Origin of the sequence: Streptomyces sp. NPDC094032 (assembly GCF_040303965.1) — a bacterium.
Lineage (GTDB): Bacteria > Actinomycetota > Actinomycetes > Streptomycetales > Streptomycetaceae > Streptomyces.
Genome location: NZ_JBEOUE010000001.1, coordinates 675920 through 697718, shown reverse-complemented (window position 1 = coordinate 697718; position 21799 = coordinate 675920). Strand labels below are relative to the sequence as shown.

General features: G+C 70.4%; 20 protein-coding genes and 3 pseudogenes. 13 read left to right on the top strand and 10 right to left on the bottom strand.

The window, feature by feature from the left end; genetic code table 11:
- Nucleotides 1-77 precede the first annotated feature (77 nt).
- Complete coding sequence (locus ABTZ54_RS02815) at nucleotides 78-557, bottom strand: hypothetical protein (RefSeq protein WP_351656318.1); 480 nt, start codon at nucleotides 555-557, stop codon at nucleotides 78-80.
- A 158-nt stretch (nucleotides 558-715) separates the two neighbouring features.
- On the opposite strand from ABTZ54_RS02815, the gene ABTZ54_RS02810 reads away from it, so the two are divergent.
- On the top strand, nucleotides 716-1870 hold the full coding sequence (locus ABTZ54_RS02810) for a hypothetical protein (protein WP_351656316.1): 1155 nt from the start codon (nucleotides 716-718) through the stop codon (nucleotides 1868-1870).
- Nucleotides 1871-1951: 81 nt separating this feature from the next.
- Nucleotides 1952-2332: an FKBP-type peptidyl-prolyl cis-trans isomerase gene (locus ABTZ54_RS02805; RefSeq protein WP_351656313.1), complete on the top strand. Its 381-nt coding sequence runs from the start codon at nucleotides 1952-1954 to the stop codon at nucleotides 2330-2332.
- A 39-nt stretch (nucleotides 2333-2371) separates the two neighbouring features.
- On the opposite strand, the gene ABTZ54_RS02800 is transcribed toward ABTZ54_RS02805, so the two are convergent.
- Both ABTZ54_RS02800 and ABTZ54_RS02795 read right to left on the bottom strand, forming a co-directional pair.
- A complete protein-coding gene (locus ABTZ54_RS02800; RefSeq protein WP_351656310.1) occupies nucleotides 2372-3019 on the bottom strand; it encodes a DUF1963 domain-containing protein in 648 nt (215 codons plus the stop codon).
- Nucleotides 3020-3536: 517 nt separating this feature from the next.
- Nucleotides 3537-4367 carry a DUF4253 domain-containing protein gene (locus tag ABTZ54_RS02795; protein ID WP_351656307.1) on the bottom strand — a complete coding sequence of 277 codons (831 nt, stop codon included), beginning with the start codon at nucleotides 4365-4367 and terminating at the stop codon, nucleotides 3537-3539.
- A gap of 363 nt (nucleotides 4368-4730) precedes the next feature.
- Here ABTZ54_RS02795 and ABTZ54_RS02790 point away from each other — a divergent pair.
- Nucleotides 4731-5108, top strand: a pseudogene (locus ABTZ54_RS02790) (transposase); the annotation flags it as partial.
- Nucleotides 5109-5140: 32 nt separating this feature from the next.
- Here the strand turns inward: ABTZ54_RS02790 and ABTZ54_RS02785 are convergent.
- From ABTZ54_RS02785 to ABTZ54_RS02770, 4 genes are all read right to left on the bottom strand, one after another.
- Nucleotides 5141-5662, bottom strand: coding sequence for a hypothetical protein (locus ABTZ54_RS02785; RefSeq protein WP_351656303.1), 522 nt, complete (start codon nucleotides 5660-5662; stop codon nucleotides 5141-5143).
- An 81-nt stretch (nucleotides 5663-5743) separates the two neighbouring features.
- Entirely contained in the window at nucleotides 5744-6448 is a 705-nt protein-coding gene (locus ABTZ54_RS35665; RefSeq protein WP_502997163.1) for a transposase, read from the bottom strand.
- Nucleotides 6449-6514: 66 nt separating this feature from the next.
- On the bottom strand, nucleotides 6515-6742 hold the full coding sequence (locus ABTZ54_RS02775; RefSeq protein WP_351656300.1) for a S1 RNA-binding domain-containing protein: 228 nt from the start codon (nucleotides 6740-6742) through the stop codon (nucleotides 6515-6517).
- Nucleotides 6743-6776: 34 nt separating this feature from the next.
- On the bottom strand, nucleotides 6777-7004 hold the full coding sequence (locus ABTZ54_RS02770) for a hypothetical protein (RefSeq protein ID WP_351656298.1): 228 nt from the start codon (nucleotides 7002-7004) through the stop codon (nucleotides 6777-6779).
- Between the two features lie 541 nt (nucleotides 7005-7545).
- Between ABTZ54_RS02770 and ABTZ54_RS02765 the strand changes: the two genes are divergently transcribed.
- The 4 genes from ABTZ54_RS02765 to abc-f all read left to right on the top strand — a co-directional run bounded on the left by ABTZ54_RS02765 (nucleotide 7546) and on the right by abc-f (nucleotide 14209).
- A complete protein-coding gene (locus ABTZ54_RS02765) occupies nucleotides 7546-8607 on the top strand; it encodes a hypothetical protein (protein WP_351656295.1) in 1062 nt (353 codons plus the stop codon).
- 988 nt (nucleotides 8608-9595) lie between these two features.
- Entirely contained in the window at nucleotides 9596-9745 is a 150-nt protein-coding gene (locus ABTZ54_RS02760) for an SflA family class IV lanthipeptide (protein ID WP_351656292.1), read from the top strand.
- A 2-nt stretch (nucleotides 9746-9747) separates the two neighbouring features.
- Nucleotides 9748-12339 (top strand): class IV lanthionine synthetase LanL, encoded by a 2592-nt coding sequence (gene lanL, locus ABTZ54_RS02755; RefSeq protein WP_351656289.1) that lies wholly within the window; start codon nucleotides 9748-9750, stop codon nucleotides 12337-12339.
- 211 nt (nucleotides 12340-12550) lie between these two features.
- Nucleotides 12551-14209: a ribosomal protection-like ABC-F family protein gene (gene abc-f, locus ABTZ54_RS02750; RefSeq protein ID WP_351656286.1), complete on the top strand. Its 1659-nt coding sequence runs from the start codon at nucleotides 12551-12553 to the stop codon at nucleotides 14207-14209.
- A gap of 19 nt (nucleotides 14210-14228) precedes the next feature.
- On the opposite strand, the gene ABTZ54_RS02745 is transcribed toward abc-f, so the two are convergent.
- Both ABTZ54_RS02745 and ABTZ54_RS02740 read right to left on the bottom strand, forming a co-directional pair.
- Nucleotides 14229-15107, bottom strand: coding sequence for an isocitrate lyase/PEP mutase family protein (locus ABTZ54_RS02745; protein ID WP_351656283.1), 879 nt, complete (start codon nucleotides 15105-15107; stop codon nucleotides 14229-14231).
- 63 nt (nucleotides 15108-15170) lie between these two features.
- Nucleotides 15171-16229, bottom strand: a complete 1059-nt coding sequence (locus ABTZ54_RS02740; protein WP_351656280.1) for a hypothetical protein — start codon at nucleotides 16227-16229, stop codon at nucleotides 15171-15173.
- Nucleotides 16230-16303: 74 nt separating this feature from the next.
- Here ABTZ54_RS02740 and ABTZ54_RS02735 point away from each other — a divergent pair, with 74 nt between their 5' ends.
- The 3 genes and pseudogenes from ABTZ54_RS02735 (at nucleotide 16304) to ABTZ54_RS02720 (ending at nucleotide 18351) form a co-directional block, all read left to right on the top strand.
- Nucleotides 16304-17131 carry a class I SAM-dependent methyltransferase gene (locus ABTZ54_RS02735; RefSeq protein ID WP_351656277.1) on the top strand — a complete coding sequence of 276 codons (828 nt, stop codon included), beginning with the start codon at nucleotides 16304-16306 and terminating at the stop codon, nucleotides 17129-17131.
- A gap of 204 nt (nucleotides 17132-17335) precedes the next feature.
- Nucleotides 17336-17920 (top strand): annotated as a pseudogene (locus tag ABTZ54_RS02730) (RNA polymerase sigma factor); the annotation flags it as partial.
- Nucleotides 17921-18042: 122 nt separating this feature from the next.
- Nucleotides 18043-18351 carry a hypothetical protein gene (locus tag ABTZ54_RS02720; RefSeq protein WP_351656459.1) on the top strand — a complete coding sequence of 103 codons (309 nt, stop codon included), beginning with the start codon at nucleotides 18043-18045 and terminating at the stop codon, nucleotides 18349-18351.
- On the opposite strand, the gene ABTZ54_RS02715 is transcribed toward ABTZ54_RS02720, so the two are convergent.
- On the bottom strand, nucleotides 18348-19253 hold the full coding sequence (locus ABTZ54_RS02715) for a LysR family transcriptional regulator (RefSeq protein ID WP_351656274.1): 906 nt from the start codon (nucleotides 19251-19253) through the stop codon (nucleotides 18348-18350). The genes ABTZ54_RS02720 and ABTZ54_RS02715 overlap by 4 nt on opposite strands.
- Before the next feature lie 151 nt (nucleotides 19254-19404).
- On the opposite strand from ABTZ54_RS02715, the gene ABTZ54_RS02710 reads away from it, so the two are divergent.
- From ABTZ54_RS02710 to ABTZ54_RS02700, 3 genes and pseudogenes are all read left to right on the top strand, one after another.
- Nucleotides 19405-20463: a YncE family protein gene (locus tag ABTZ54_RS02710; protein ID WP_351656272.1), complete on the top strand. Its 1059-nt coding sequence runs from the start codon at nucleotides 19405-19407 to the stop codon at nucleotides 20461-20463.
- 123 nt (nucleotides 20464-20586) lie between these two features.
- Nucleotides 20587-21378 (top strand): annotated as a pseudogene (locus ABTZ54_RS02705) (Tat pathway signal sequence domain protein); the annotation flags it as partial.
- Complete coding sequence (locus ABTZ54_RS02700) at nucleotides 21352-21798, top strand: discoidin domain-containing protein (RefSeq protein ID WP_351656456.1); 447 nt, start codon at nucleotides 21352-21354, stop codon at nucleotides 21796-21798. The pseudogene ABTZ54_RS02705 and the gene ABTZ54_RS02700, both read left to right, overlap by 27 nt.
- Nucleotide 21799: the final 1 nt, after the last annotated feature.

Sequence of the window (21799 nt, the reverse complement as noted above, 5' to 3'; positions counted from 1 at the left end):
GGTCGGGGTGGTCGGGGCGGCCTGGGTGGTCGGGCCGGCCTGGGCGGCCTGGGCGGCCCGGCCAGGTCCGGTGGCCCTCACTCGATGCCCAGGGGGCCGATGCCCAGGTCCTCGCGCATGAGCCGACGCATCCGCGCCATGGCCGTGCGGCGCCGCTCGATCAGGGGCGCGTCGTCGGTGGAGCCGACGGCCGCTCCACGGGCGTAGGCGTCGCGGAGCGCGCGCAGGCAGTGGAAGGCCTCGTTGCCCGCCTCCACCACCTGGGGCGGGCCTACGAGCCAGAGGCGTTCGCTCGCCGTGTAGATGCCGGTGCCGCGCACGGCTTCCCGTACCGCCGCGTCGCGGGCCGCCTCCGACAGGTGGTCGCCGAGGGCGACGGCGCGTATCTCCTCACCGGCGGCTTTGAGGGCGGTGACGTACTCCGTGTAGACCTCGCGCCGGACGTCCAGGCTGTGCCGGGCCTCCTCCCGTCGCCACCGGTTGCGGTCGGCGATCAGCGTGGCCGCGATGCCGATCACGGCACCGGCGAGGGTGGAGAGCAAGGGCGTCCAGTCCATGCGGGACAGCTTGGCCAAGGCGCCTGGCCCGCACCAGTGGATGAGCCGGGTCGGCATGAGGGCGCATCCGATTCGCGGCGGCGTGGACGGGGTACCGCTTCCCTCGCCCGGGCCACGGACCATACTGGTCAGGTCCTCATCACACACTGAACGGTTCCATGGCCAAGAACAGCGTTTCACCGACCGCCGTCCCCGACACCGCGTGGCTCGGGCGTGGGCGTCACCTCGGGCCCGAACCCGAGCGGGACGTCCGGCGCAACCTGATCGCCCTCAAGGCGGCCCGGGTGATCGACGACTTCCTGGACCTCGACCCCGTCGAGGCGGCCCGCTCCAGCGACCTGTACCCGCGGGACGAGTCCGCCGACCCCGGACCGTTGGCCCGGCGCGTCTTCGAGGCCCGCTGGCGCGTGGCCGACGATGTCACGGTGCGGGCGCAACTGACCACGTACGACCCCGAGTCCCGCCGTTCGGAGAGCGAGGGCGTCGTGTGGGTCCTCGCGGCCGAGGCGGAGCGGGCGTGGGAGGCGGGGTGGCCTTCGCCCGCCACCGTGTTCTGGCCGGACAGCGAGCAGGTGGCGTGGGACCACGTGACGGTGCCGGGGGTGCGTCTGCGGTCGACGAACCACCTGCCGAAGGACGACGACGAGTTGCGCCGCCTGGTGCGGGAGTGCAGCCGGCAGAGCTGGTTCATCCATGTCCTGGTGCACGAGGCGATGACGCCGGAGCCGCTCGGGCGGCAGCCGATCACGGCGTTCCTGCCTCCGAGCCTGCGGCACCGGGTGGTGGAGCACCGGGCGACGCCGGATCAGGCGCTGACGGCGGACTTCGCGTTGAAGCGTGAGCTGGGTGGTGTGGGGATACCGCGTGGCGGCGCGGTCGTGCTGCCTGCCGAGCCGCGGGTGCCGGGGTACGAAGCGCAGCGGTTCACGGTACGCAATGTCTTCCTGGACGGTACGGCGCCGACCGAACTCCTGGAGAAGATCGTGGAGTTCGCCTCGCTGCCGCAGCCGATGCCGGCGGACGCCGAGCAGGCCCTGACGCGGCTGCGCGAGGGCTGGCATCTGCTCACGCCGGACGAGGAGCTGGTCCACGCGCGGGCCATGGTGACCCGGTACGCGAAGGCGCTGGAGGCGATGACCTCCTCGTGCGACCTGTACAAGGAGGCGGCCGAGTCGGCGCTCGCGGCGCTCGCCGAGGCGACGGGCGGGGAGGGCGCGCCCCGGACGCCGTCACCGGCGACGGCCAAGCCGGACGCGTCACCGCTGAAGGCCCTGACCAAGTCGTTCGGGATCTTCCGCGGCCCGTCTCGGTAGCGTGATCGACCAGCGCGTGGAGCGACCATGCGCCCGGGTGGTCCGTACGCGGGTCCCCGGCAGAGAGCAAGCGAGGATGCAATGAGCGAGCCGGTGAAGCCCGAAGTCCACGTCCCGGAAGGTGACGCCCCCACGGAGCTGACGATCCGCGACCTCGTCGTCGGGGACGGCCCTGAGGCCAGGCCGGGCAATGTCGTCCAGGTCCACTACGTCGGAGTCACCTTCGCGTCCGGCAAGGAGTTCGACGCCTCGTGGGACCGGGGGCAGCCGTTCAAGTTCGCCGTGGGCGGGGGCCGGGTCATCAAGGGCTGGGACCGGGGCATCCGGGGCATGCGGGTGGGCGGCCGACGCGAAATCGTCGTTCCCCCGCGCCTCGGCTACGGCAACCAGTCGCCCTCGTCCCTGATCCCGGCGGGTTCGACGCTGGTCTTCGTCGTGGACCTCATCTCCGTGGTGGCGTGAGGGCTGAGTGTCACGGCCCATCCGGCGTGAACGACTTGCTCACGAACAGTCGAACCAGTGCCCGATGGGGCGCTCGGGGCACGTACGGCACTCGAAGATGTAGACGCCTCCGGCGTCCCCGAGGCACAGACCGGCGGGGTTGTGGGCGTGCGCTTTCCAGCGCGGGCCGTCGGGATCGCTCTCGTCGGCCCGGTCCTCCTCGGGAAGCCATGTGCGCCAGGACTCGCCGTCGAATTCCCAGCTGGCCACGGTCAGGAGATGCTCCATCTGCCGGCCGCACCCGTCGCAGTCGGGCCAGTACGGTTCCTGCGTCCAGCCCGGGTAGCCGCCCAGCTTGATCCCCGGGGCCTCCGCGAGGTGGTGGGAGTACTGCAGGCCGGCTTCGGCGAGCAGCGTGTCGAAGCGGTCGCTCAGGGCGCCGTGGACGTCATCGGGAAGGTCCCAGCTCGGGTACTCCGTCACCTGCTCGGGGTGGACGACGCAGGGACCCGGGTACCAGTCCCCGGAAAGCCCGGCCGCCGGTTCCGGAGTCGGCCGTACGTCACCGATGGCGCCGGAGTCCCGCCAGTGGACCTGGGGCAGGGGGTAGCAGAACTCCCCGTGGGCGTGAGGACACCACAAGACCTGAAGCAGGTCCGTCCCCTCGGGAAAGGGCACGCCGGGCGCGTCGACACGATGGACCTGCACGACGGGAACCAGGGGCACAGCGGGCTCCGGACCGCTCCCGGTGTTGATGTCGTAGTGCTCTTCATGACACATCGGCCATGGCTCCGCGGCGGGCCAGCGCAGAGGACCTCCGACGGAACTGTCCTTGAAGGTCGGCGAACCGGGACGCGGGTGCAGACGGACGGACTCACGGCGGAAGGGGAGCAGCTCAGGAAAGAGGCTCTCCATGTCCACCGGACGGGTGGGGGTGTTACGGGACATACGGCGGACTCTAGAGCCGGGGTATGACAACCGACGCTTCAAGCTCTTCACTCAGGGGCCCTATCGCGCGGGTCGGGGCGGTTCCTGGGCAGTCCGAGGAGCGTTCCCGATTCATGTCGTGCTGTGAGGACGAGGTGGGAGTTCAACCGCAGATCACCCAGCTGGGCCGCTTCTGCCTATGCCGGCAAACTCGTGACCGGGGCTTACGACCGCCTCTGGCTCACCCTCCGGACCGATCTCATGACCAGGCAGCTTGTGCGTAAGCGCTGATCAGCTCTCAGTCCCACCAGAACGTCCAGTGTGTGTTCCCCACCAGGGCTTCCTCCGCATAGAGGCGCAAGGTCTCATGTTCCTGCCAGATGTTGTCGGGGCAGAAGGCTAAATGCTCAACCGCAATCGCGAGAGCTTCTTCTACCGTCTGCGGAGGCGCCGCCACGGACAGGTCCAACCGGTCGTGAGAGAGGGCAACCACCCTGACGCCGAAGCGGTCCTCCCATGATCGGAGCACGGCGCATAGGCGAGCCACGTCGTTCTCATAGTTGATCGGCCCCGTCCAGCCGATCGCTGCCAGAAGATCCGCAGAGCGGACTGCGGGGACCAGCGCGATCCGAGGGCTCGAAAGCCGGTGCTCCGTGAGACCGGCGGCAACGTGGGCAGCGGTCGCGTCCGGGGCTGTCGCCGCGGATAGCCGCAGGGCCAACCCGGGCCAGCTACCGGTATACGGAATGATGGTCTCGCCCTCGTCCCCGGCATCCTCGTTCTCCTCCGTGTCCGCCACCGCAGCGTTCCAGAACTCTTCGAGAACCGCCTCCGCATCGTGATCGCCGGGAGCCGACATCCTGGCGGGATCCAGGTCGCTGTTCCACCAGCCGTCAAAACCGGCGTCTACCGCGAGAAGAACGGGCTGAAGCCCCACAGCATCCCGGGCCGGCGCGTACTGGGCCCAGGCATCCGAAGTGGCGACTCCGTCGGCAACCCAGAGCAGCGGCTCGGGCCACCGGCCCGAGTGCGTTTCGGTGGTGAGCGAGCCTGGCGGCAAGCTGAGGCCCAACTTGTCACCGGAAGGATCGGTTGACAGCACGGACAGGGGGTTTGCATCCATCGCCATGACGCCGAAGGTAGCGGCACCCACTGACACTTCAACCGCCTTCAACGACCCCGGGATCGAGCACATCTGGAGGGCCTCTCTCTTTCCGTAGCCGCGCGCCCTGCTGTGCTCTGAGACCTCCCCAGGGCCGGGGACGGGAACAGACCCTTCGAGTCCGAACGGCGTGCGTGGTTCATCGATGCGGGGTCGCTCACGAAAAGTTCGTCCTTGGCGTCACCACAGGTCGTCAGATCCGCTGCGCACTCGAGCCCGGATTGTGCATCGTCTGCGCGTCCGCAGCCGACATTGCGCACCGACTCGCGGATACTAGGCCGTGTCCGGCGGGTCGAGTGACTCGCGGAGGGGTGAATTGTTCTGCTTGGTGTGGGGCGTGGTGATCCCTCCGATGCCGAGTGGGCTCAGTTGGAACCGCACCTGCCGCCTCACTTTGGGACGTGGCAGACGGTCTATGACCGGCATCGCAGGTGGTCAGCCGATGGCACGTGGGAGAGGATCCTACGTGCCATCCTCGCCGCCGCTGACGCTGCGGGCCGGATCGACTGGAGTGTGGTGAGCGTGGACTCCACGGTGTGCCGAGCTCATCAGCATGCGGCCGGGGCTAGTCGTCGGCCGGCCCATGTGCCGGGGCGACGCCGCCGTCCCGCAGAGCATCGCTCCTACGAGGCGGTCGGCCGCTCGCGGGGTGGCCTGACGACGAAGATTCACCTGGCCAGTGACGGGAGCCGACGTCCGCTGTCGGTAGATGCCCTTCCACAGTAGCCATGCCCACCGACTCAGTCGTCAGCCGCGACGAGGAGAGTGATCCGTCCAGCTGAGCGGTCGATGAGCACGAACTCGTGGAAGTCCTCGTGCACACGCCCCCAGTCATGAATGGCCTCATCCCCGAGCCCGCGCAGGTAGTGGATGTGGTCGGCCGCCGCCAAGCGGTCGAACACCTCCTGCTGCAGATCCGCCTCCAGCTCGTAAGGAACGTCCCCGGACTGCTTCACCCACCCCCACAGGATGTGCGCGCTCTTCTCCCGACTGACGGCTTCGTAGACGTCGGGGGTGACCAGCCTCAGCCAATACGGGCCGTGCCTGAATCCCTCCGGCAGGACTCCGCCGCCCGCGTAGTCGTCCCGGAACTGTTCATGCCCGATGAGCGCCGCGAGCAGTTCCTGGGCGTCGCCGGACTCAGCTGGGATCCGCAGGTGCTTGATGTCGACCCACCTGTAGCCGTATGACCTCGGATCTTGGAACTGGTAGCTCCGAAAATTGATGAAGGCACTGGCCTCATGGGTGAGCTGGTTCTCCATAGCGCCACAGCTTAGGAGCCGACCAAGGTCACTCTGCGGAGCCATCGGACAGGCTCTAGAGCTGGGGCTCGTCCCCGTACGTCAGCGCCTGTGCGAGTCCGTCGATCGACTCGCCCGACAGCCTAGCGAACGAGTCGAGAGCTCGGGCGTCCCCGAGGACCAGGCCGCACCGGTCGATCGGCAGGCCACCGAGTGGGATCGGCTCTCCGCCGGGGTCGCCCGGCCAGGGCACGCCGAGGTCGACCTCAAGTACGGTGACGACCGGCCCGTCGTACGACGCCCCCCGCTTCGGCGCGAACCTTCAGCAGCCGGTCGGGAGCGGCCTGCACCACGACCGCCTCGCAGGACCATTCCCGGCTCGGGCTGTCCACCGGCTCGTGCAGATGGCCACCAATGTCCTGTCGGCAGCGAGACTGTCCGGCTTCTTGTGGGGCCTCCCCGGCCCCCTCCACTAGACGGGCGGGAGGGCTCTGCCACGATCACTCGTTCGGTGTTCTGCCTCAGAGGCCCCTTTGCAGCAGACGTCGGTGGGAGATCACTGCGGGCGCCAGCCGCGTGCTGATGCGCGCGGACTGTCATGGCGTTCACCGGGATGTCCGAGTCGATCCCACCCGCCGCGCCGGCCGCGGCCTGCACCTGCTGGAGCAGCCGTTCCCAGGTGCCGTCCGCCGACCACAGATGGCGGCGTGCGTAGACGGTCTTCCACGAGCCGAACGGTTCGGGCAGGTCACGCCGCTGGACCCCAGTCCGAACCCGTTGCCGACCGGCAGCAACGGCCGGAGCCACTCCCCGTCGGCATCACTCAGATCACCCCGCGCCATGCTCACATCAACGGCTTGGGCACGCCTGCAGTCACCTGGCCGGCGCGACACCTCGGTGCCGACCGGCCTCCGGCCTGGAGAGGAACACCCGGCGGGTCGACAGCTCGATTTCCGTGACGACGACGGCGATCTCCTCTCCGACCTCGCAGTCTTGCATCGGACTCGCCGCAGGACGGCCGTGAACTTCTCTGAAGGGGACCAGCCCGACGATTCCGTCCGTGAGGCGGACGAAGACGCCGAAGGGAAGTATCTTCTCCACCGTCCCACGCAGTTCCTGGCCCACCGTCGTGCGGTCAGCGAAGGCTCGCAGGGGGTCGGTGCAGTGCCCTCAAGGACAGTTCGGGGATGACGATGAACCCCACACCGGGCAGAGTGGGATGGGCAGGCCCGTCGTCCAGGGCCACGAAGACCCCGAAGCTCTTGACCGCCGCGACCGTGCCGGACAGGATGTCGCCGCGGTGCAGGGACTCCAGGAACGCCCAGAGTTCCGGGCTTTCAGACTGCCAATCCATGCCTGCCACCCTGGCACACGACATCGTGGGCCGACTATGCCCTCGACGAGCTGCGGCCCCCGCCAGGTCTCAGCAGCCGGGACGGTGATCGGCCGGACAAATCCTCGTCGTAGCGCTGCTGTCCAGGATGGTAAGTACGGTGGCGGTTCCCGGCTCAACGAGAACGACCGCCGGTGCGCTTCATCATCCCCACGGTTTCTTCCGGTCGGCCTCGTCGTAGTCGCGGAACTCAAGATCGTTCACGTCTGGGAGGGGTTGCTCGCGGCGACAGCCCCTCGGGGCCGTGTAGGAAGGTCGCGGCCCCGGCGTCACCGGCCTAGCGGGGCCGCGCTCGGTGAGGTTGGTCCGGTCATGACGATCGGAGAGGGTTTCCCGCGCGGAACGACACCGATGCGGACCTGCGCGAGAATGAGCCCGACATAGACCAGATCCGTGCTGACCTCACCGCCGTGACCAGCATCGCGGCGTTCACGGGCTTTGCCGATAAGGTGCCGATCGCCTGCTGTTCACCTTGCCGCGGGGGCCACACGGGCGCACCGAGGGGATCAGCATGGCGACGATCACAGTGGACGTGGCAGTTCCCGAGGCGCTGCGGCCGGTCGTGGATGTGGCAGCGTTGCCAGCGGCCCTCGGTGACGCGGGGTCGGCATGGCTGGTGCTGTCCGAGGACGGACGGCTGGCGCGGTGGACGCCGACGACCGGCGAGGTGCGGGACGTGGCCCGGTACGCCGAGGAGAGGCGGGCGTCCGAAAAAAGTGGCGGCGTTCGGCTGCGGCTTCATGTGTCTCGATGTGGCCGATGGGCTGGGGTGGTTCAAGACCGCGGTCGGTACGGCACCGTCATCGATCTCACCACCGGTTCGCCGGTGCTGGAGTTGGACGGCCGGGACTACTGCTGTGAAACCGTGCCGTTCGCCTTCGCGTTCGCCGAGCACGGTGGCCGACCGGTTGTCGTCCATCGCACGGACTGGAACCGGTTGGATGTCACCGACCTCGCGTCCGGCGAGGTGCTTACGGCGCGGGACAGCCCGGATCGAGATGCCGAAGACGCGGAGCACGACCTCGACTACTTCCACGGCGCGCTGTCGCTGAGTCCTGACGGGACCCGTGTCTATGACGGCGGTTGGGTGTGGCATCCGTGGGGGATGCCGGCGGTGTGGAGCCTCACCACCTGGCTGAACGGCAACCCGTATGAGTCCGAGGACGGGCCCAGTTATGCGGTGTATCCCGAGGTCTCGGAGTGGAACTGGCCGGTGGTGTGGATCGACGACGAGCGGATCGCGGTGTACGACCGGGATGCCGGCGGCGGTACGGTCCACGTCCTCGACCCCACCTCGATCGAACTGCGCTCGCCGGGCGTCCGATGGATCAAGGCGGTCGCGACGTTCCCCTGGCCGGTCGGCGATGTCGGCTTTTTCACCGACGGAGAGCATCTGCTGATCGCCGACGAGGCCGGTCTGAAGGGCGTCGACATCACCAGCGGGCGGCAGGTGTTCGCGATCGACGGGTTCCGCCCGACGCGTCAGGATCGGCATACCGGAACGCTGATCCAGGTCGGCAGCACCAATGCCCGGTTGTGGACGCCGCCGAAGTGGACTGCGCGCGCTGGCTGAGCTGTCATTTCGTGGAGAGTGCCGAGCAGGAGAGCCTTCGCGATGTCCGCACTCGAAGGGCAAGCACGGCGGCCGATCGCCGGTCATCACCGACAGCATGTTGCACACCCTTGCTGCGGCGCCGCGCGAACGGCGAGTCCGTCGAGCAGATCCAGCCCGACCTGATCATCCCCACCGGCAAGCGCAAGGGGGCGCAACCCCATCGGTGGCCAGGACCTACCGGTCACTGGCCGAGCACGCCAAACGCGAGGCGTACTTCGGGAGAACACGGCCTCATGGGCGGCCCGCCTGGGACCATCTCGGACGCCTCCGCCGGCGCCAGCTCGCCTCGGTTCGTGGATCAGCACTCCCATCTCATGCCAGTCCTCCCCTCCGTGAGGTCTGTGCTCGTGAAAGGCCTGTCACCCGTCGGCGAGCGGGCTCGGGCCACGTCTTCTCTGTCGCCTGTAGAGGTGGGTGACGGTGACGGTCTGGGTGCGCGGGCCTGTGCCTGGGAGGTCGGTGATCGCGAACGCGATGGTCGGCCAGGTGGCGATTCTGTGCTGCGGGACGCTGACACGGGTGGTGACGGGCGCTGTGTGGATGGGGGTCCTCCGCATGGACTTCCTGTGGTTGTCGGGGTGGGCGCGGCTGTCGGACGGTGATGGGTACCGGGCGCTTGTTTCGGCGGCGGCTTTGGTTGGTGGCGGTGTGGGGAGCTGTGCGGCGGTGGGTCTGCGGTCCTGTGGCGGCGGGTTGCGGTGCCGGGGCGAGGGGGTGGGGGTGGGTGGTTTCGGTTCGCTTGGGTTTTGGTTTGCGAAGTGTTTTTGGTCTGTGTCTGGGGTCTCGTGGGTGGTGCGCGACCGGCCTTGGCGGGTGTCATCTGCCCTCTTGTCAGCGGGTTCGCCCCTCCTTACCTTTGTCCAGCGAGTCCTTGGCCCAGCGGGTCCACCGATCCGTGTCGGCCATTTCCTGCTCCTCAGCGCACGACCAGACATGGAGGCCTCACATGCCCGTAGCCGTGCAGGAACTGATTGAAATCGACGACGAGGCGATCTCGTTCGAGGACGACGACCGCAGTGACCGCGAGTACTCGGCGTGTCTCGCCGACCCGTGGGTGACCGCCACCACGCGTTTCGCGTGTGACCTGAACTCCTAACGATGCCCGCCGTTTCCATCACCGGCCGCATTGGTGGGGCCGATGACACGTGGTCGTATCTGAACGATCCGCGCATGCCGGCGATGGAACACGGCTGGAAGCTGCACATCTCGGCGCGTCCCGGCGACCTCGACGCCGTCACCCGGCTCGTACTGCCGGTGCTGGCTCGGCACGTCTGTCACGCGAAGTTCGCCCGTGACCCGGAGACGCTGCGCCGTCTCAACTCCGGGGTGGTGGGCGCCGGGGCCGTCGGGAAGGCGATCACCGTCTACCCCTCGGCCGACGCCGTGGTCCAGGTCGGACGGGAACTCGCCGCCGCACTGCGTGACCGGGAAGGCCCGCGGATCGTCAGCGATCGGCGGGTCGCTCCCGGGGCCCCGGTCTACTACCGTTACGGGCCCTTCACCGGCGACTACCGGACCGGGCGGAGCGGGCGGCTCGAATCCGTCATGACCGGGCCGGACGGCTCCGTCTTCGACGGCCTCGCCGTCGGCCGGTACCGGTGTCCTCCCTGGGCCGAGGATCCCTTCGCGTCCGGTTCCGGACGGGGTGACGGGCCGTCCAGGAGCGGGTTCGGCGGCGGGCGCTACGAGGTCACCGGCGGCATCACCCGTGCGGCCAGTGGCAATGTCTATCGTGCCGTCGACCGCGCGCACGGGCGGCCCGTGGTCGTCAAGCAGGCGCGGGCCTTCGTCGGCGAGGACGAGTCCGGTACGGACGCCCGCCATCGGCTGCGCAACGAGCGTACGGTCCTCACCGCGCTCGACGGGGTCGTGGGTGTACCCCGCGTTCTCGACTACTTCGCCCACCCGTCAGACGAGTACCTCGTGATGACCGACTGCGGCGGACGGGACCTGCGGAGGGAAGTGCTGAGCCGCGGTCCCTATCGGGGTGATGGCGCCCGGCACGCGAGCGTCCTCTTCCGTCTCGCCTCCCGGCTTCTGTCCGTCTTGGACGCCGTTCACAGCCGCGGTGTCGTCGTCCGGGATCTCAAGCCCGACAACGTCGTGCTCGACGACTCCGGGCCCGGCCACTGTCACGTCATCGACTTCGGCATCAGCGAATGCCACGGCGTCGGACCCGGAGGGGCCACCCCCGGATACGGCGAGCCCGTTCTGCGCGCGAGCGGGCCGGCCTCCCCCGCCGACGACTACTACGCCCTCGGCGCGACCCTCTACTTCGCCGCCACCGGCATGGATCCGGTGATCGTCGACACCGACCACCGGGTCAATCGGGACCGTACCCTGGCCTGCCTGGCATGGGCGCTGCCCGGGCGCGCCCACCGTGACGTCCGGGAGTCGATCACCGGCCTGCTCAGCTTCGACCCGGCCGTACGGACCGCCGCCGCCGACCGTCTGCGTACCGGGACGGCCGCATCGTCCGTCCGCCGGCCCGGGCATCCTCGGATCGACAGCGGCCTTCTGGAAGAGATCGTCGAGCATACGACCGCCTTCTGCGTCGGCGAGGCGCAGGCGATCGTGGATCCCGTGCGGGCCGCGCAGTTGAACGTCCCCACCTCGATCGACGTCTACGGTGGCAGCTCGGGGCTCGGGCTTGAGCTGCTCCGCCATCTTCACCGGCCCGGAGTGCGGTCCGCCGTCGCCGCGCTGGCGGATTGGACGGCGGAGCAGTCCAGGAACCTGCCCGCCGGGTTCTACACGGGACGCACCGGTGTTGAACTCTTCCTCGCTCAGGCGGGGTTGGGGGGTGGGAGTGAGGGTGGGGGTGGGAGTGGGGGTTCGGGCGATCTCGAGCCTGGGGTCCGGTACCCCGTTCTGCCGGAGTGCGCGCCGGATGGTGGGCCTCCTGAGGCCGACCTGATCGCGGGCGTCTCCGGGATCGGGCTCGGGCGGCTGTTGCTCGCCCGGCATGCCCTCCGGTCCGGTCGCCCGCTTGCCGCGGAGCGGCATCTCGGCATCGCCGCCGACTGCGACCGGATGCTCGCGTCCGGCACCGCCCGGCTCACCCCGGCCGGTGCGGACACGGCCGGCAGTGCCGCGCTCCGCGAAGGCATGGCTCATGGCGAAGCGGGCATCGTCCTCTTCCTGCTTGAGTACGGTGCCGCGACCGGGGACCCGGACGCGATCGGCCGGTCCGAGAAGGCCGCCGCCCGCCTGGCCGCCGTGACGCCGGACATCATCGCGGCGTCCGCCGCGCCCGGGGCGACACGCCGTTACGGCTCCTGGTGCCGGGGGCTGGCCGGGATCGGGACCGTACTCGTCCGGGCCGGCCTGCTCCTCGATGAGCCCGGCTATCTCGATCTCGCTCAGCGGGCCGCACGCGCCTGCGGCGCACTGGCACCTCGGATGCCGCTGGTCACACAGTGCTGTGGGCTGGCGGGGGTGGGTGAACTGATGCTGGACGTCGCGACCACGTCCGATTCCACTTCCGATTCCGAGGAGTTCTGGGAGGCGGCCGAGGCCGTCGCCCTCCTCATCCTGGGGCGCAGCGGCGGCACCTGGTCCCGGCCCGTGTTCCCGGACACCGGGCTCGCCCGGCCGAGTGCCACGTGGGCCGGCGGGTCCGCGGGGGTGCTGGGGTTCTTCAGGCGGCTGCACGAGCGGGGTGGGGTGCGCCTCGGGCACGTGGGCTGATCGCCCGACCGTCGATCGTCCGTCCGACCATCGACCGTCCGCCCGATCGCCCGATTCCACGAGCGCTTGAGCGCCTGCAATCTCATTCGAGGCGAGACGGTTCGTCTTGCTACGGTGGGGGCATGGCTTTCCTCTTCTTCGTCTGAGTCCGGGCACGGCCGCTGTCGCCGTTCGCGCTGCCCGTCGACCCTTCGTACGCCAGGAAAGTCCTATGCGCCATCACGCTCACACGCCCGTACCCAGTGGCTCTCCCACCCCCGCCTCCGTGGCTCAGCTCGCCGTCAACAACGTCACCAAGGTCTACGGCACCCGGACCGTGCTCGATCAGGTCTCCTTCGCCGTCCGGCCGGGCGAGAAGGCCGCCGTGATCGGCGAGAACGGGTCCGGCAAGTCCACCCTGCTGCGGTTGCTTGCCTCCGCCGAGACGCCCGATGCCGGGCAGGTCACCGTCCAATTCCCCGGCGGCACCGGCCACCTTCCGCAGATGCTCGACCTCACCCCCGACCGCACCGTGCGGGACGCCGTCGATCTCGCCCTCCGCGACCTGCGCGACATGGAGCGCCGGCTGCGCTCTGCGGAGGAGTGCCTGGGCGGGGCCACCGAGGACGAACTCACCGCGTACGGGGAGCTGTTGATCGCCTACGAGGAGCGGGGCGGGTACGAGGCGGACGTCCGGGTCGATGCCGCCCTGCACGGACTGGGGCTCGCCGGGATCTCCCGCGACCGGGCGCTCGGTTCGCTCTCCGGGGGCGAGCAGTCGCGGCTCGCGCTCGCCTGCGTTCTGGCCGCCGCCCCTGAGCTGCTGCTCCTCGACGAACCGACCAACCATCTCGACGCGGCGGCCGTCCACTGGCTGGAGGAGCACCTGCGCGCCCACCGTGGCACCGTCGTCGCCGTCACCCACGATCGCGCCTTCCTCGAACGCGTCGCCACCACGATTCTTGAGGTCGACCGAGAGGCGCGCACGGTGTACCGGTACGGCGACGGCTGGGCCGGGTACCGGGGCGCGAAGGCGGCCGCCCGGCGTCGCGCTGAGTTGCGGTACGTGGAGTGGAACGAGGAGGTCGCCCGTATCGAGGAGTTGCTCGAAGGTGCGACGAGACGGCTCGTCTCCACCGGCCGCGACCCCAAGCAGGGGTTCGGCAAGCACCGCCGCTCCAGTGAGGCCAAGCTGGGCGGGCAGGTGCGCTCGGCCCGGGAGCGGCTGACCGAGCTGCGGCGCCGTCCGGTGGCGGAGCCCACGCCGCCGTTGCGCTTCACGGCGGCGTTCGGCGCGGCCGGTGGCCCCGGTGAGGGGCCGCTCGCCGAGCTCGACGGCGTACGGGTCGGCGAGCGGTTGCGCCTGGACGGGGTGCTCTCGATCGCGCCCGGGCAGCGGCTGCTGGTCAGCGGCGAGAACGGTGCGGGCAAGACGACGCTCCTGCGTGTCCTGGCGGGCGATCTCGAACCGGACAGCGGTACCGCGCGCCGTCCCGCTCGGATCGGCTACCTCGCGCAGGAGCTGCCCGCCCACGCCCCGCACCTCCCGCTGCTCCGCGCGTTCGCCGCCGGGCGGCCCGGTCTGCCGGACGAGTACGCCGAACGGCTGCTGGCCCTGGGCCTGTTCCGCGAGGAGGACCTGCGCGTCCCGGTCGCCGCCCTGTCGGCGGGCCAGCAGCGGAGGCTTCAGCTCGCCCGCCTGGTGACCCGGGCGGCCGACCTCCTGATCCTCGACGAGCCGACCAACCACGTCACCCTCGACCTGGCCGAGGACCTCCAGGACGCGCTCATGGCGTATCCGGGGGCCGTCGTCGTGGTCTCGCACGACCGTCACTTCCGCGCGCGCTTCGGGGGTGAGCGGCTGGAGTTGCGCGCCGGGCGTCGGTGCTGAGCGGCGGCAGGTGGGGTGTCTAGTCGCCGAAGCGGTCGTCGAGGTCCTGGTGGACGTCCGTGCCGACGATGCGGGAGAACTCCTCGTACGTGTGCTGCGGCGGCCCGCCCTCCGGGGTGCCGGCCGCCCTGAGGTGGGCGAGGGCGTCTGCGACGGCGCGGGTGGCGGTGAAGAGGGCGGTCACCGCGTAGAGCGCCAGCGAGAAGCCCAGGTCCTGGAGGTCCTTGGCCGTCAGGGCGGCCGTCTCGTTGCCGTCCACGATCGACACCACCTTCGGGCCCTCGACCGCCGCCGCCACCGCCTCCAGGTCCTTGATCCTCTTGACTCCGTCGACGAAGACCAGGTCGGCGCCCGCGTCCCGGTACAGCCGGGCCCGCCTGACCGCCTCCGCGACGCCCGCCACGGGCAGCGCGTCGGTGCGGCCGATGACCAGCAGGTCGGCCGATCCGCGCGCTTGTACGGCGCACTTGAGGCGCTTGACGCCGCTGGTCGCGTCCACCAGGCGTACGCCGCTCGTCTGGCCGCAGCGCTTGGGCATGGCCTGGTCCTCAAGGTGGATCGCCGCGACGCCTGCTTGCAGGTATTCGCGTACCGTGCGGTCGATGTTGCTCGGTCCGCCGTAGCCGGTGTCGGCGTCCGCGATGACGGGGATCGACACCGCCCGCGTCATGTTCCGGGCGTGCTCCGTCATCTCGGTCTGGCTGAGCAGGCCGATGTCCGGCATGCCGAGGCGGCTGGCGGTCGCGCCGAAACCCGTCATGTACACCGCGGGGAAGCCCGCGGCCTCCACGAGTCGCGCGGTGAGCGCGTCGGGTGCTCCCGGCGCCAGGACGATCTCCCCTGTCTCCAGGAGTCTCCTGAACGGCTTGGCGGCGGTGGGCTTGTCTGTGGGTGACAACTGGACCTCCCCCGTCCCCGGCTGGACCTCAGCCTGCTACCCGACAGCGGCTCGCCGCACACCTCATGCGCAGTTGACTGTCACCTGACCGCTCCCGCCGCTGCTGGCGAACGAGAGCGTGAACCGGCCGCTCGCCGGCGGGTGCTCTGCCCGTCCGCCCAGCTTGATCTCCTGCACGCTGCCAGCGGGGAGGGATCCGGCCGTCTGGTTGACGGTGATTCCGGGAGGCAACTGGCCGATTGACCAGTTCAGGTTGCCGCCGCCGCTGTTGCGGACCTCCAGGGCGTTGGGCCACTCGCCGTTCGCGCAGTACTCCTGGACGTCGGTCGGACGGAGCGACAGCACCGGTGCGGCGGCTTGCACGGGCGGCGGGCTCGACGGTGTCGGTTCTGTCGGCGGCTTCGAGCGCGGCGGGGGCGTTGGGCGGGTCGGTGACGGGCTGCTGGTGCTGGTGGCGGTGGGCGGGGCGGAGGTGACGGGGGGTGGTGGGGCCGCTTGAGTGGGCGGGGCGGTCCGGGTGGGGTCGGGCGTGTGACCGGCCGACGGTGAAGCGGTGGGCGTCGCCGCCGCCCTCGGCAGGGTGGCGTCGGGGTCGTGACCGAGCTGCCGGCCCAGGAGCGCCCCGCCCACCGCGAGCACCATGACGCCGCCGATGACCAGCGCCATGGTCTTCATTTTCTTCTTGGCGCGTCTCTGCCGCGTCTTGTTGTCCGGATCCCGCTCCGGATGCCCCGTACGCCCGCCCTGGACGATGATGCCCTGGCCGAGCGTCCGGGGGTCGTCTTGTTTCGGGCCGATCGCCCGGGGGTCGTCTTGCTTGGGGCCGATCGCACGCGGGTCGTCCTGCTTCGGACCGATCGCGCGCGCCGATTCGTGGGTGTCGGGTGCCGTGCGTCCGCCCTGGACGATGATGCCGTCCTGAGCCGGGGTCGGGTCCGTGACGCCACCGCCTCTGGCCGGCGTGCTTGCGTGAGGTGTGCTTGGCGTGTGCTCGCCGGGCGCGTCCGGCCTTTCTCTACCGTCACTCATGGCGCGAAGTCCCCCTGCCGTCACGTGATGCCGGTACGAACGGGCCTCGTCCGTGGCGGCGAGGCTGCTTCTACTCAGCCACTTTTCAGCCATCAGGTCCAGCCCTCCGACACGACGACATCGACAGAACGTCACCGACTGGACACACTGAGCTCGGAGGTGTGCTCATGACTCAGGAAGACCGGCCCGAGGGCATGCGGGCAACTGTTCAGGAGACGTACGGTCCCGCCGATCTGAGCGCGGTTCCCGTGTTCGCCGGTGGGTTCATCAACTTCGGCTACTGGCGGCCCGAGGATCTCGACGGTCCGCCCACCGTGGAGGACAGGATCCGCACGCAGCAGGATCTCTACCGGCGGGTGCTCGACACCTCGGGCCCCCTCAGCGGCGCCCGGGTGCTGGAGGTCGGGTGCGGGCTGGGCCTCGGCTGCGCGCTGGCCCTGGAGGAGTACGGTCCCGACCTGGTCACCGGCATGGACATCCATCCCCAGCAGCTGGACCGGGCCCGCCGGGCCAACGCGGGCCTCCTGGAGGGGGCCGGCGCCGGGCGGCTGCGGCTGGTGCGCGGGGCGGCCGAGCGGATGCCGTTCGAGGACGCCGAGTTCGACTGCGTCTACAGCGTGGAGGCCGCCCAGCACTTCGACGACCTCGGGCTCTTCGCCGCGGAGACCGCACGGGTGCTGCGGCCCGGCGGACGGACCGCCGTGACCAGCTTCTTCGCGCCCGATCCCGGCGCCGCCCCTCGGCTGGCCGAGTTGCTCGACACCTTCGCGGACGGGCTGGACATCGCCCGGCCGCCGGCCGAACTGACCGACGCCCTGGTCCGGTCCGGCATGGCCGACGTCCGCTGCGAGTCCATCGGTCCCTCCGTCTGGCCCGGCTGGGACCACTGGCTGTCCGCCCAGTGGAAGCCCGGCACCTGGCCGAGGAACTTCCTGTACGCGTGGGAGCAAGGCCTTCTCGACTACTACGTGATCACCGCCGTACGCCCTCGCTGAATCCTTTTCCGGGCTTGCCGACTCTTGTCGGTGTACCGGCCGGACGGGCCGGCGGAACCGGGAGGAACTTCCATGATGGTCACTGGTCTCGTACTGGTTGCGATCCTGCTCGTGGGCGCGTGCAGCTGGCACCTGATGCGGCGCTACAAGAGCCGCCACTGACCAGCGCCTGTACGTGGAACGACTCGTGAAGGTGAGTAGTTCGTGAACCATCGCTCCAACTGGCCGGACGAGCGGCTCGTCAGGGCCGCTCAGGACGGCGACGTGGCCTCGCTCACCACCGTCGTCGTGAGATCGCAGCCGCATGTGCGCAGGTTCGCCCTGTCGTTGTGCGCCTCCCCTCAGGACGCGGAGGACGCGGCGCAGGAGGCGCTGATCATCCTCTACCGGAAGATCGGCACCTTGCGGGCCACCGGAGCCCTTGCCTCATGGATGTTCCGGATCGTGCGGAACGAATGCCTCCGGCAGGTGCGGCTGCTTCTCGCCGCTCGGCGCGACGAGCGGCCGGGCGAGTCCGACGGGTGCGCGGAGCCGTCCGCCGAGGAGGCGGTGCTGCGCGGGCTGGAGGCCGAGCGGATCGCGGCCGCGGTCAGCGCTCTTCCCCGTGACCAGCGGCAGGTCCTGGTCATGCGTGACGTCCAGGGACTGCCCGGCAAGACCGTGGCCCGGTCGCTCGGTCTGAGCACCGCCGCCATGAAGTCGCGGCTGCACAGGGCGCGTACGGCGTTGCGTGACGCGCTGGAGGCGACCCATCAAGGCGCGGGAGAGGCCGCCGGGCCCGGTGGCGGGCCCGCCACCGGGCCCGCTGCCGAACCCACTGCCGGACCAACCGCCGAACCAACCGCCGAACCAACCGCCGGACCAACCGCCGGACCAACCGCCGGACCAACCGCCGATCCAGGCATCGGCCGATCAGTCGAAGGGGAACGATCGTGAAGAGCTTCGCCAGTGCGTCTCTCCCCCGTCACCTGGCACGCGGCGCCATCGGGTTCGGGCTGATCGTCGGGTCCATCGCCGCCGTGCCCGTCGTCGGCCCGGTCGCCCTGCTCGCGGCGCCGCTGGCCCTGATCGCCTTCCGGGGGTGCCCCACCTGCTGGGCGGTCGGGCTGGCGCAGACCGTCTCCCGTGGCCGGCTGCGACGCGAGTGCGCCGACGGGGCATGCAGCCTCGTCAAGGCGCGGCCTGCGGAGCGGGCCGTGGCGGAGGACGCCTCGCGCTAGTCGACGGCGGGCCTCGGCCCGGGCAGGACCGCGGCTGCCACGTGGGCGCGGAACCAGCGGTGGGCCGGGTCGGCGGCGTTGCGGGGGTGCCAGGCCATGGCGAGGTCCAGGGGTGGCAGGTCCAGGGGGAGGGGGAAGGTGCGCAGGCCCAGTGCCGTGGTGGTGTCGGGGAGCCAGTCGGCCAGGGTGAGGGCGACCAGGTCGGTGTTGGCCGCGAGCATCATCGCGCTCGTGTGGCTGGGGACGACCACCGCGACCCTGCGCCGGAGTCCCAGGTCCGCCAGCGCGCTGTCGATGGGGCCGCGGCGTTTGCCGAGGCGGGAGATGCCGATGTGGTCGGCGGCGGCGAAACGGCGGGCGTCGATCCGCGCGTCGAAGAGGGGGTGACCGCTGCGGGCTACGCCGACCAGGGGCACCCGGGTGAGCGGCCTGGTCAGGATTTCCGGGTCCAGGTGGCCGAGGACGCCGAGTTCGACGTCCACCCCGCCCTGTCGCAGGGCGGGTCCGCCCTCCAGTGCCTCCGGGAGGAAGACCACGTCCACGTGCGGCGCCTCGGCGTGGATGCGGTCGCTCAAGGTCCCGGCCAGTCCGGCGAGGAGCAGGTCGGTGGCCTGGACCGTGAAGGCGCGCTGGAGGTGCACGGCGTCGAAGCCGGCCCCCGGCCGCAGGACGTTGTCGCAACCGCGCAGCAACACGGCGACCTCCTCGCGGAGTTCCAGGGCGCGCGGGGTCGGGACCATCCCCTGGCCCGCGCGGACCAGCAGGGGGTCGCCGACGGTGCGGCGGAGCCGGGCCAGGGTGCGGCTGGTCGCCGCGGGGGACGTGCCGAGGCGTTCGGCGGCGCGGGTCACGCTGTTCTCCTGGAGCAGGGCGTCCAGGGCGCGCAGCAGGTTGAGGTCCATCCATACTCCTGAGCTGCGTTGTTGCGTCTGAGGCAATGATTGGGTGTCAATTCTTGCATTGATGCGGACGTCGTTCTCGGCCGAGAGTGGGGGTGTCCGCGAAGCCGCGTGACATCTCCCTTTCCTTCACCCTTCCTCACAGGAGTCGTCTGTGCAGCAGTCTCCCCGCGTCGGCCGAGAAGGCGATGTGCTGGCCGTGATCAGCCAGAGCGGCCCGACCGTGTCCTTCTTCGACGCCGCATCCGACCGGTTCATCGGTGCGGTCGAGGTCCCGGCCGAGCCGCACGAGTTGTGTTTCGACCCGACGCGGCGCCTGTTGTGGTGCACCACGGCGTACCACTCGGGCTACTACCACGCGAACAGCGGGCGGCGTACCGAGCTGACCGTCATCGACCCCGACACGCGTCGCGTCGTCGAGGTCGTCGACCTCGCCCCCGAGCACGGCCCGCACGGGCTGGCCCTGGACGCTTCGCGTGGTCGCCTCTACGTGAGCGTGGAGGGCTCGGCGGAGCGGTCCGGCGGTGTGGTCGTGATCGACACCGGGAGCCGTCGGCCGATCGGCCGGATCGACACGGGCGCGCCCGGTCCGCACTGGTTCGCCATCGATCCGGCGGGGACGACGGGCTACGCCGCCAACAAGGAGGCGCCGTTCGTCTCGGTCGTCGACCTCGAACGGGGTGCGCTGACCGCGAAGGTGGAGGTGCCGGGCAGCGAGGGGCTCGCGGTCGCGGGCGACGGGAGGTACGTCTTCGTCGCCTCGCCGTACGCCGGTTCCTTCGCCGCCGGCGACGACGATCGGCGGCCGGCGGCCGGGATTCGGGTCATCGATGCCCGGACGGCGTCCGTCGTCGACTTTCTGCCCACGGGGAACATCGTGCTGCCGGTGCATCTGACCTCGACGGGCAAGCTGCTCGCGGGCGAACTGCGTACGGAACCCGACCCGGGGTCGGCACTCGGTGGCCACGCGCCGGGGCGTCTCACGGTGTTCTCGGCCGACACCCGCGAACGGCTGGGGCAGGTCGAGGTGGGGCGCTTCCCGTTGACCGTCACCTCGTCGCCCGACGGGCGGCTCGCCTATGTGGCCTGCGTCGTCTCGTCCACCGTCGACGTCATCGACCTGGAGTCGCTGCGGAGCCTGGCCCGGCTGCCGGTCGCCAAACGCGCCGAGCCCGGCGCCCACGGCCTGGCCTACATCCCGCGCCCGGCCTGAGGGCGGCGGCGGGTACGTACATCCGGGGGGAGAACTGTCAGGAACCTTTACTGACGACCAGGGGGCGGGCACTATGGCGCGCGTCATCGGCATCAGCCCCAACCCCACCTCTGGAGGCGGTACATGACACGCCGACGCACCATCCCGGTCGCCGTCGGGGCCCTGACGGCGCTCGCCCTGGCCCTGCTCGGTCCGGTCTCTCCCTCGCCCGCCGCCCACGCGGCCGCCGCCTGGACGCTGAAGTGGGCGCCGGACGTCGCCTCCGACGGCCTGGGCGCGTTCGAGACGGTCGAGGACGACCGCGCGGGCTCGCATCCCGGGGGCGCGCCCCACATCAAGGTCGCCGGAGACGCGTACCGGTTCGACATGCACATGGTGGACCGCGACTCGTACTCCGACCGGCAGCGCCAGGAGGTCACCGGCAACCGGACCTCGCCCTCCGGCTACCTGGAGTGGCGGTCCGGTGAGACCTGGCGTGTCACGTACTCGATGTACATCCCGAGCTCGCTGAAGGCCACCTCGACCTTCACCCACATCATGCAGACCAAGCAGCCGGGCAACGGGACCTCGCCGATCACGGTGACCTCGCTGCGCCGGGTCGGCGGGGTGCAGACCATCGAGCACAAGATCTTCGATGGCGACATCCTGGTGGGGCGGACCGACCTGGAGCCGTTGCAGGACAAGTGGATCGACATCGAGTACGAGATCAAGATCGGCGACGGGACGGCCGGTTCGGTGCGCTGGGTGGTGAAGAGCGGCGGCAGCACCGTCGTGGACGCCACCAAGACGGGTGTCGACACCTTCCTCGCCGACCGGGTCCGGCCCAAGTGGGGCATCTACCGGTCGCTCGGCGACACTTCCGGGTCGCTGCGTGACACGTACCTGCTCCTGAAGAACCTGCGCGCGTACCAGCTCACCGGCGGCGGCTCCGCGCCGGAGTCTCTGCTCTCGCAGGGCCGCCCCGCCACGGCCTCGTCCACCGAGGCGGCCGGCCTCGCGCCCGGCAAGGCCGTCGACGGGTCGGGCACCACCCGCTGGGCCTCCGCCGAAGGCAGCGACCCGCAGTGGCTCCGCGTCGACCTCGGCGCCCCCGCCGCCCTCTCACGCGTCCGGCTCGACTGGGAGGCGGCCCACGCGAGCGCCTACCGCGTCCAGGGCTCCCTGGACGGCACGACCTGGACCGACCTCCACACCACCACGACCGGCAACGGCGCCACCGACGACCTGCCGGTCTCCGGCACCGCCCGCTACGTCCGCGTGTACGGCACCAAGCGGGCCACGTCGTACGGCTATTCGCTCTGGGAGTTCAAGGTGTACGGGACCCGGGTGGGGTAGT